Below are 9,851 nucleotides of genomic sequence, written 5' to 3'. Positions count from 1 at the left end.
GCCTTCACGTGTTAGCTCCGTTGGGTGATGAGGGAATTTCGCGCACCAGCTTGGCGACTTCGCGCCAGGCGGCGCCGATGTGATAATCGATCCGCGCCACGATGACGTCGGGATGGCCTTGTTCGATCGCGTCGAGCACAACCTGATGGGTTTCGGCGATGCGGCGCGGATCGTCATAGAGCCGGCCGATCAGGCCGATCACCATGCGCAATTCCGACGCCAGATCGTCGAACAGTCGCAGCAGGCGCTTGCTGCCGGCGATCTCGCAGATCATGCGGTGAAACTTGTAGTCTTCTTCCACCTGCCGCGCGGGGTCGTCGAGGTCGGCGGTTTCCTGCAGCACGTCGATCTGCCGTTGCAGCGCGTCGCGCGTTGCCGGGGTCAGGTTCTGCGCGGCGAGCACGCCGGCGTGGCATTCGACACAGATCCGGAGGTCGTAGATTTCGTCGATGTCGGTGGCTTCCAGCTTGCGCACGAAAAAGCCGCGGCGCGGATGCGAGATCAGCAGTCCCTGCTGCTCGAGCAGCCGTGCGGCCTCGCGCACCGGGGCGCGGCTGATACCGAGCTCGCGGGCGATCGCAGCCTCGACGACCTTGGCGCCCGGCAGTAACTGGCCCTTGATGACGGCCTTGGTCAGGATGCGCGCCACTTGCCCGACGAGATCGGTATCGGCGAGGGCCGTCAGCCCAACTGGAGGGGTAATCAGACGCATGCGGGGACCCGTTTCATCCCCTGTACAAGATTTAATCGTCGATTGTCGACAGTTTAATCTTGCAGCCTGCCATGCGTTTGTGTCTTCTTCACCCAGCTTAAAAACCGGGATTGCGCCTGTGAATATCCATGCAAGCATTACGCCGACCGACGCCGAGCTGCAGCAGACCCGCGTCGATCTGGCCGCGGCCTATCGTCTGATCCATCGCCTCGGCCTTGACGACAGCATCTACACCCACATCTCGGTGCGCGTTCCCGGCACCCATGACCGCTTTTTGATCAATCCCTACGGCATGCGCTTCGAGGAAGTCACCGCGTCGAACCTCGTCACCGTCGATATCGATGGCCAGGTCATCGACGATCCGCTCGGCCTCGGCATCAATCCCGCCGGTTTTACCATTCACAGCGCCGTGCATGCGGCGCGTCACGATGCGCAGTGCGTGCTGCATACCCATACCGTCGCCGGTGTTGCGGTATCGTGCCTGAAGGAAGGCCTGCTGCCGCTCAATCAGTGGTCGATGCAGTTCACCGACCGGATCGCCTATCACGACTTCGAGGGCATAGCGCTCGACCTGTCCGAGCGCGAGCGCCTCGTCGCCGATCTCGGCGACAAATTCGTGCTGATCCTGCGCAACCACGGCCTATTGACCTGCGGCCGTTCGGTCGGCGAGGCTTTCAAGCTGATGCACAACATGGAGCGGTCGTGCCGCGCGCAGCTCGCGATTCAGGCCTCCGGCGCCGAGATCGTCAAGCCGTCCCATGCCATCGCGTTGCACACCGCCGGCCAGTACGATCGCGGCTACGCGAAAGTCGAAGTCGAAGGCAAGCCGGACAGCGAGTGGGACGCGTTCAAGCGCATGCTCGATCGCACCGATCCGGGCTACAAGAACTGATCTTCTTTCACGATCGAAACGAAACGCGCCGGTGGGCGGCTGAGGGGAAAACATGCTGAAGCATTTCTTGTTGGGCCTTGCACTGACGAGCAGCCTTTGCACGGCGGCGCTGGCGCAGGAGCCGAAGATGGGCGGCACGATCAATGCCGTGATCCAGCCCGAGCCCCCCGGCCTGATGCTGGCGCTGGTGCAGAACGGCCCGACCCAGATGGTGTCGGGCAACATCTATGAGGGCCTGCTGCGTTACTCGAAGAAGCTGGAGCCGCTGCCCGGTCTCGCCGAGAGCTGGACCGTCAGCCCTGACGCCAAGACCTACACTTTCAAGCTCAAGCCCGGCGTCACCTGGCATGACGGCAAGCCGTTTACCTCGGCCGACGTGCTGTTCTCCGTCGAGACGCTGCGAGTGACCCATGCCCGTGCGCGCGGCAATCTGGTGCAGGTCGACAAGGTCGAAGCGCCGGACGATCTCACCGTCGTGTTCACCCTGAAGCAGCCGTTCGGTCCGTTCCTCGGGATCTTTGAAGTCGGCTCGATGCCGATGATTCCGAAGCACATCTATGAAGGCTCCGACATCAAGACCAATGCGGCCAACAACGCGCCGATCGGGACCGGCCCGTTCATGTTCAAGGAATGGAAGAAGGGCTCGTTCATCCAGCTCGTGAAGAACCCGAACTACCACATCAAGGGCAAGCCCTACATCGACAGCATCTACTGGCAGATCATCCCCGACGCCGCCGCGCGTTCGGTGGCCTACGAGACCGGCAAGGTTGACGTGCTGCCCGGCGGCTCGATCGAGAATTTCGACGTGCCACGCGTCAGCAAGCTGCCGAACACCTGCGTCACCGGCGAAGGCTGGGAGTTCTTCTCGCCGCTGGCCTGGATGTGGCTCAACAACCGCCAGGGACCGACCGCCAACAAGCTGGTCCGCCAGGCCATCATGTACGCCATCGACCGCGAGTTTGCCCGTGACGTGATCTGGAACGGCCTCGGCAAGGTTGCGACCGGCCCGTCGGCATCCACCATCAAGTACTACACCGACGACGTGAGGAAGTATCCCTACGATCCGGCCAAGGCGAAGGCGCTTCTGAAAGAAGCCGGCTACAAGGGCGAAAAGATTCGCATGATGCCGCTGCCCTATGGCGAGACCTGGCTGCGCTGGGCCGAGGCCATCAAGCAGAATTTGAACGACGTCGGTATCACCATCGAGACCGTTGCGACGGACGTTCCCGGCTACAACCAGAAGATCGGCGAGTGGGATTTCGATATCTCGTATAGCTACCTCTATCAATACGGCGATCCCGCACTCGGCGTCGGCCGCAATTACGTGTCGAGCCAGATCGTGAAGGGTCAGCAGTTCAACAACGTCGAGGGGTATTCCAATCCCGAGATCGACCAGCTGTTCGCCGACGGCGCGGTGGCAACTCCGGATTCGAAGCGCAAGGAGATCTACGACAAGGCGCAGAAGATCCTGGTCGAAGACGTGCCGGTGGCATGGATGCTCGAACTGCAGTTTCCGACCATCATGAACTGCAAGGTCAAGAACCTGATCACCACCGGCATCGGCGTCAACGACGGTTTCCGCGACGCCTGGATTGACAAGTAAGGCAAGCGCCCTCATTAGCGGTCGTCATTGCGAGCGAAGCGAAGCAATCCAGATAGCCACGAGCGAAGACTGGATTGCTTCGTCGCCAAGAGGCTCCTCGCAATGGCGGGGCGGGGACCTCTCCCCTGTCATTGCGAGGAGCGAAGCGACGTGGCAATCCAGAAGGCCGCAAACTCGGCAAGAGCTGGATTGCTTCGTCGCCAAGGGGCGCCTCGCAATGACGGGGATGGGCCGGTGGAAATCATGACGAAAATGTTGGACCTCTGATGCTGTCATTCGTTGCCCAGAGGATCGTCAAGGGCGTCGTCGTCCTGCTGGCTATCGTCGTGATGAACTTCTTCCTGATCCGGCTCGCACCCGGCGATCCCGCCGTGGTGATGGCGGGCGAGGCCGGCGCCAGCGATCCGCAATTCGTGCAGCAGCTGCGTGAGAAATTCTCGCTCGACAAGCCGCTGCCGGAGCAGCTTCTGTCCTACGTCAAGGGCATTGTCACGCTCGACCTTGGCTTCTCGTTCCGCCAGCAGATGCCGGTGTCGAAGCTGATCTCGGAGCGGATCGGCGCTACCTTGCTGCTGACGCTGACGGCGTTTGCCATATCGCTGGTGCTCGGCATCTTCTTCGGGACGCTGGCGGCGCGCTTCGCGGGCTCCTGGGGCGACAGCGCGATCACCGCCGCGGCACTTGTTTTCTACGCCACCCCAATCTTCTGGCTGGCGCTGATGGCGATCCTGCTGTTCTCGGTCTATCTCGGCTGGCTGCCGAGCTTCGGCTACGACACCGTCGGCGCCAACTACACGGGCCTCGCTTATGTCGGCGACGTCGCGTTGCATCTCATCATGCCGGCGATGACCATCGGGCTGTTCTTCATGGCGACCTATACCCGCATGACCCGCGCCTCGATGCTGGAGGTCAAGCGGCTCGATTTCGTCAAGACCGCGCGCGCCAAGGGCCTGCGCGACAATGTGATCCAGCGCCGCCATGTGCTGCGCAACGCGCTGCTGCCGGTGGTGACGCTGGCCGGCGTGCATGCCGGCACGCTGATCGGCGGCGCCGTGATCACCGAGACGGTCTATGCCTGGCCCGGCATCGGCCGGCTGATGTACGAGGCGCTGCTCCAGCGCGACTACAACCTGCTGCTCGGCGTCTTCGTGGTCTGCTCTGCGATGGTGCTGATCTTCAATCTCATCACCGACCTGGTCTATCGCCTCGTCGATCCGCGCATCGAGTTCGCATCATGAAGGCGTTCTGGAAATCGATGCTGCGCCATCCCGGCGGCGTGATCGGCCTGGTGATCCTGTTCATCACCATCTTCATCGCGATCTTCGGGCCGACCATCTTCCCGACGTCGCCATGGCGGATGGTGCAGCGGCCGTTCCTGCCGCCGTTCACCAATCCCGCGGTACTGCTCGGCACCGATGCGCTCGGCCGCGACGTGTTCGCCGGCATCATCTATGGCGCCCGCGTCTCGCTGCTGGTCGGCATGGTGTCCACGCTGGTGGCGCTGATCGTCGGCGTGCCACTCGGCGCCACCGCCGGCTATTTCGGCGGCCGGGTGGACGACGCGCTGATGCGTTTCACCGAATTCTTCCAGACCATTCCGAGTTTCCCGCTGGCGATCGTGCTGGTGGCGATCCTGCAGCCGTCGATCTATTCGATCGTGGCCTCGATCGGTATCGTCTCATGGCCGCCGGTGGCGCGGCTGGTGCGCGCCGAGGTGTTGTCGTTGCGGACCCGTGAATATGTCCAGGCCGCCATCGTCACCGGACAAAGCAACAGCTGGATCATCTGGCGCGAGATCCTGCCGAACGCGCTGTCGCCGGTGATCGTGCTGGCGTCCTTGATGGTCGCCACCGCGATCCTGCTGGAATCCTCGCTGTCGTTCCTCGGCCTCGGCGATCCCAACATGATTTCCTGGGGCTACATGGTCGGCGCAGGCCGCACCGTGATCCGCCAGGCGTGGTGGATCACCGTGTTCCCCGGCGTCGCGATCCTGCTCGCGGTGCTGGCAATGAATCTGGTCGGCGAAGGCCTCAACGACGCGCTCAACCCGCGCCTGGCGAAGGGCAGCCGCTGACATGACCGCCGCACCCGCCGTTTCCATCAAGAACCTGAAGATCGCGCTGCCCAAGGGCGCCGAACGTCCCTACGCCGTCGACGGCATCTCGATCGACCTGATCCCCGGCGAGATCGTCTGCGTCGTTGGCGAATCCGGCTCCGGCAAGTCGATGTGCGCGCATGCGCTGATGGGCCTGCTGCCCGATACGGTGTCCACCGAGACCGGTGAGATTGCGTTCAACGGCGGCAACCTGCTGAAGCTCGATGAGGACGGCTGGCGCGACGTGCGTGGCCGCCATATCGCGATGGTATTCCAGGAGCCGATGACCGCGCTCAATCCGCTGATGCGGATCGGCGACCAGATGATGGAGATGTTCGAGGCGCATAATCTGCTGACGCCGAAGGAACGCCGCGCCAAGGCGCTCGGGCTGGCACGCGAAGTCGGCCTGCCGGATCCCGAGCGCATCGTGCGCGCCTATCCGCACCAATTGTCCGGCGGCCAGCGCCAGCGCGCCATGATCGCCATGGCGCTGGCACTGGAGCCGGCCGTGCTGGTGGCCGACGAGCCGACCACCGCGCTCGACGTCACCACCCAGGCGCAGATCCTCAAGCTGATCCGCGACCTGCAGCGCCGCCGCAACATGGCGGTGATGTTCATCACCCACGATTTCGGCGTCGTCGCCGACATTGCCGACCGCGTCGTGGTGCTGCGCTATGGCAAGGTGGTGGAAGAGGGCACCGCCGCGGAGGTGTTGACCCGGCCGCAGCACGACTACACCAAGGCGTTGCTCGCCGCAGTGCCGTCAATGCATCCGCCGGTGCGCGCGCCGCTCGAAGGCCGCGAGAAAGCCGTCGAGGTGATCGGCCTCGACAAGACCTATGTCACCTCCGGCGGCTGGTTCAAGCCGGACCGCTCGGTGCGCGCCGCCAACGAAGTCAGCTTCGACATCCTGCAGGGCGAGACGCTCGGCCTGGTCGGCGAATCCGGCTCCGGTAAATCCTCGGTCGCGCGGCTCGTCATGCAGCTCATCAAGCCCGACCGCGGCACCGTGCGTCTGGGCGATTCCGATCTGACCAAGCTTACCGGCCGTGCGCTGCGCATCGAGCGCCACCGCATCCAGATGATTTTTCAGGATCCGTTCGCCTCGCTGAACCCGCGACGCAAAGTAGGCAACATCATCAGCGACGGCCCGATCGCGCACGGCACTGACGCCAAAGTCGCCATGCAGCGTGCCCGCGAGTTGCTTGGCCTCGTCGGCCTCGATGCCGGCGCCATGGAGCGCTATCCGCACGAATTCTCCGGCGGCCAGCGCCAGCGCATCGGCATCGCGCGCGCGCTCGCGCTCGATCCGGAAATCATCGTCGCCGACGAGGCGGTTTCCGCCCTCGATGTCTCCGTTCAGGCCCAGGTGCTGGCGCTGCTCGAGGATCTGAAAGCGCGATTGGGTTTGTCGATGCTGTTCATCACCCATGACCTCCGCGTCGCCGCCCAGATATGCGACCGCATCGCGGTGATGCAGCGCGGCGTCATCGTCGAGCTGAAGCCGACGGCGCAGCTATTCGCTTCGCCCGAACATCCCTATACGCGCGAACTGCTGGCGGCGGTGCCCGGCCAGAGCGCGCCACCGCAGGCCGCCTGATCCCATGTCTTCTACTGAGATGTCTTCCAAGCCCATGAATTGCGTCATGCTGAGCAGGACCATTAACCTGCGCAAGTATCTCAAGGATCAAATCGCCAGGCTCGATGGCCGCGTCACCTTCGTCGATCATCTCGACGGCACCAATCCCGCGACGGTCCGCATGGCGGTCGGCTGGCATCCCCACGCCGACGCCTTCGATCACTATCCTAACCTGACGGCAGCGTGTTCGATCGGCGCCGGTGCCGACAGCATCCTGGCCTGTCCCAGCCTGCGCGACGGCATCGATGTGGTTCGGGTCGTTGAACCCGCGCAGGCGGAGATGATGTCCGGTTTTGTGATCTGGCACGCGATCTACCACCAGCGCCGGATGGGCATCTATCTGCAGAACCAGCGCGACAAGATCTGGAAGCGTATCGGCCAGCGCACCACGCAGGAAGTCCCGGTCGGGATTCTCGGCTATGGCGCGATCGGCGCCCGCGTTGCCGCCGACCTCGCCGCGCTCGGCTTTCCGGTCAAGGTGTGGAGCCGCAGCGCCAAGCCGACCTCGCAAGGCGTCAACGGCTTCCATGGCGCCGACGGCCTCGATGCGATGCTCGCCGGCAGCGAAATCCTCGTCAACCTGCTGCCGCTCACGGTCGAGACGCGCAATATCCTGAATGCGGCGTTGTTCGCGAAAATGCCGCGCGGTGGTTACCTGATCCAGGTCGGCCGCGGCGAGCACATGGTGGAGCAGGACCTGCTCGATGCCCTCGCCAGCGGCCAGCTCGCCGGCGCGTCGCTCGACGTGTTTCTCGCCGAGCCGCTATCCCCGGAGCATCCGTTCTGGAGTCACCCGAATATCGTGCTGACCCCGCACGACGCCTGCGACGTCACTTTGGCGGCGGTGGGCCGGACCCTCCTGGAAACCGCCGAAGCGCTGCAGGCCGGCGTCAAGCCGAAGGACGCCGTGGATCGTTCAAGGGGATATTGACGACCCACCTGTCCCGGGCGACGGCATTTGCGAGAATTGTAGCCCGGATGACAATCCGGGGCCGGCCCATCCGTAGAAGCTCCGCCCCCGGATTGCGTCGCCGTGCCGCGAGCGGCACGCCGACTTCATCCGGGCTACGGCTACTCCATTATCATCCCGTATATCGCCGCCGACGTCTCCAGCCAGTGCAGAAAGCTCCCGGCATAGCTGCGCGCCACCGCCACATGGATGGTCGGCGTCTCGTCCACCTTCCACAGCGTCACGCCGATATGGGCGACGACCGTCGCCGCGACGCTGCCGGCGGGAAATGCCGGCGCGCTCAAATCGATCGCGACGCCCTTGGCCAGCACCTCCAGTATCGACGGACCGGACAGCCGCAGCACGCCATAGGCATCGGACTGATCGACCACCGAGGCCAGCCCTTCGAGTTTTCGCGACAGGCTGTCCACGAAGCCTGGCGTCCGGGCATCATGCGTCACCAGCCAGCGTCCCGGCCCGGTGCCGAGGAACGACGTGGAGTCGCTGCCGGAGCCGTGCGGCCCCGCCGGCAGGGCGATGTCGAACTGCTCTTTCACCGCGGCGGCCAGCGCCGCGGTTCGACCCTTGCGCACCATCACCGTAGCCAGCGCCAGCCCGATGCGCTCGCGCACGATCAGGCCGCGACCGGAGCCGACCGGGCGCAGACCGGCGAAGGCGGAGATTTGGGTGAGATCAAGCACGCAGCCGTACTCCTTGCGCATCGACGAACACCGGCGATACCACTTCCAGTTCGAGATCGGCGGAACGGATCGGATCCCAGGCGCGGACGATCTCGCCGAGCCGTTCCGGCCCGCGTGCCAAAAGCCCGAGCCCGATCCAGTGCCCGGCCGACGGGCTGAATGCCGTCGAGGTGATATGGCCGCCATGGTTGTCCGGCGATGGTGTGACATCGCGCGCAAACAATAGCGCGCCGTTGCGCAGGCGCTGGCTGCGATCCACCGGTCGCAGCCCCACCAGCGTCGGCCTGTCGGGATCGACCAGCGCCTCGCGTGCCGCCATCGCGCGGCCGATGTAATCTTTCTTCTGCGACATCATTTTTCCGAGCCCGAGGTCGCGCGCCACGGTCTGGCCGTTGAGCTCGGAGCCGGCGACATGGCCCTTCTCGATCCGCATCACGCTCAGCGCCTCGGTGCCGTACAGCGTGGCGTCGAACGCCTTGCCGGCCTGCATCAGCCCGCGCAGCAGCGCTTCGCCGTAGCCGGCGGGGGCCGCGATCTCATAGGCCAGTTCGCCGGAGAACGAGACGCGGAACAACCGCAGCGGGACATCGCCGAGATCGAACTCCGCGCAGCCCATATAGGGAAACGCCTCATTGGAGAGATCGATGGCGTCGCCGAGCACGGCCTGCAGCAGCGCGCGCGACCGCGGCCCGGCGACGGCATATTGCGCCCACTGCTCGGTGACCGAGACCATCTGCACGTCCAGCTCAGGCCACAGCACCTGGTGGCAGTATTCCAGATGCTGCATGACCTTTCCGGCATTCACGGTGGTCGTTGTCATCACAAAATGATCCTGCGACAGCCGCGCCACGGTGCCGTCGTCCAGCACAAAGCCGTCCTCGCGCAGCATCACGCCGTAGCGCGTCTTGCCGACCGCGAGCGTCGAGAAGGTGTTGATGTAGATGCGATCGAGAAACGCGCCGACATCCGTGCCCAGCAACGCGATCTTGCCGAGCGTCGAGACATCGCAGATGCCGACGCATCCGCGCACTGCCTTCACCTCGCGGGTGACGCTTTGCAGCCAGTCGTTCTCGCCCGGCGCATTGAACCACTGCGCGCGCATCCACGGCCCAGCCTCGACGAAGGTGGCGCTGGCCGCGGCGGAAAAAGCGTGGCCCGCGGTCAACCGCGCCGGCTTGAAATGCTTTCCGGTATGCAGCCCGGCGAAGGCGCCGATGGCCACCGGCACGTGCGGGGGGCGCGCCCGCGTCGCGCCGGTTT

9 protein-coding genes are annotated in these 9,851 nt (G+C 64.5%); 6 read left to right on the top strand and 3 right to left on the bottom strand.

The features are described 5' to 3' along the window. Positions 1 to 4: 4 nt before the first annotated feature. Positions 5 to 712: a GntR family transcriptional regulator gene (locus tag JWR89_RS05405; protein WP_299712713.1), complete on the bottom strand. Its 708-nt coding sequence runs from the start codon at positions 710 to 712 to the stop codon at positions 5 to 7. Positions 713 to 830: 118 nt separating this feature from the next. On the opposite strand from JWR89_RS05405, the gene JWR89_RS05400 reads away from it, so the two are divergent. The 6 genes from JWR89_RS05400 (at position 831) to JWR89_RS05375 (ending at position 7,872) form a co-directional block, all read left to right on the top strand. Then, positions 831 to 1,604, top strand: a complete 774-nt coding sequence (locus JWR89_RS05400) for a class II aldolase/adducin family protein (RefSeq protein ID WP_299712710.1) — start codon at positions 831 to 833, stop codon at positions 1,602 to 1,604. Positions 1,605 to 1,656: 52 nt separating this feature from the next. Continuing rightward, positions 1,657 to 3,207 (top strand): ABC transporter substrate-binding protein, encoded by a 1,551-nt coding sequence (locus JWR89_RS05395; RefSeq protein WP_299712707.1) that lies wholly within the window; start codon positions 1,657 to 1,659, stop codon positions 3,205 to 3,207. 266 nt (positions 3,208 to 3,473) lie between these two features. Further along, on the top strand, positions 3,474 to 4,445 hold the full coding sequence (locus tag JWR89_RS05390) for an ABC transporter permease (protein ID WP_299712704.1): 972 nt from the start codon (positions 3,474 to 3,476) through the stop codon (positions 4,443 to 4,445). Then, on the top strand, positions 4,442 to 5,281 hold the full coding sequence (locus tag JWR89_RS05385) for an ABC transporter permease (protein ID WP_299712701.1): 840 nt from the start codon (positions 4,442 to 4,444) through the stop codon (positions 5,279 to 5,281). Before JWR89_RS05390 ends, JWR89_RS05385 begins: the two co-directional genes overlap by 4 nt. 1 nt (position 5,282) lies before the next feature. Continuing rightward, positions 5,283 to 6,902: an ABC transporter ATP-binding protein gene (locus JWR89_RS05380; protein ID WP_299712698.1), complete on the top strand. Its 1,620-nt coding sequence runs from the start codon at positions 5,283 to 5,285 to the stop codon at positions 6,900 to 6,902. Positions 6,903 to 6,948: 46 nt separating this feature from the next. Further along, positions 6,949 to 7,872, top strand: a complete 924-nt coding sequence (locus JWR89_RS05375) for a glyoxylate/hydroxypyruvate reductase A (RefSeq protein WP_299712695.1) — start codon at positions 6,949 to 6,951, stop codon at positions 7,870 to 7,872. A gap of 140 nt (positions 7,873 to 8,012) precedes the next feature. Here JWR89_RS05375 and JWR89_RS05370 read toward each other — a convergent pair whose 3' ends face one another. Continuing rightward, a complete protein-coding gene (locus tag JWR89_RS05370) occupies positions 8,013 to 8,591 on the bottom strand; it encodes a sarcosine oxidase subunit gamma family protein (RefSeq protein ID WP_299712693.1) in 579 nt (192 codons plus the stop codon). Continuing rightward, the coding region (locus JWR89_RS05365) for a glycine cleavage T C-terminal barrel domain-containing protein (RefSeq protein WP_299712691.1) at positions 8,584 to 9,851 on the bottom strand (1,268 nt) is incomplete at its 5' end. The genes JWR89_RS05365 and JWR89_RS05370, both read right to left, overlap by 8 nt.

The sequence above is a fragment of the Tardiphaga sp. genome (genome assembly GCF_028290785.1).
Taxonomy (GTDB): Bacteria; Pseudomonadota; Alphaproteobacteria; order Rhizobiales; family Xanthobacteraceae; genus Tardiphaga.
The sequence above is the reverse complement of the archived record's forward strand: the minus strand, read 5'-3'. Positions and strand labels throughout refer to the sequence as shown.

Coding starts and splice junctions, on each gene's coding strand:
- JWR89_RS05390 (WP_299712704.1), top strand. CDS start 3,474: ATGCTGTCATTCGTTGCCCAGAGGATCGTCAAGGGCGTCGTCGTCCTG.
- JWR89_RS05395 (WP_299712707.1), top strand. CDS start 1,657: ATGCTGAAGCATTTCTTGTTGGGCCTTGCACTGACGAGCAGCCTTTGC.
- JWR89_RS05385 (WP_299712701.1), top strand. CDS start 4,442: ATGAAGGCGTTCTGGAAATCGATGCTGCGCCATCCCGGCGGCGTGATC.
- JWR89_RS05405 (WP_299712713.1), bottom strand. CDS start 712: ATGCGTCTGATTACCCCTCCAGTTGGGCTGACGGCCCTCGCCGATACC.
- JWR89_RS05375 (WP_299712695.1), top strand. CDS start 6,949: ATGCTGAGCAGGACCATTAACCTGCGCAAGTATCTCAAGGATCAAATC.
- JWR89_RS05380 (WP_299712698.1), top strand. CDS start 5,283: ATGACCGCCGCACCCGCCGTTTCCATCAAGAACCTGAAGATCGCGCTG.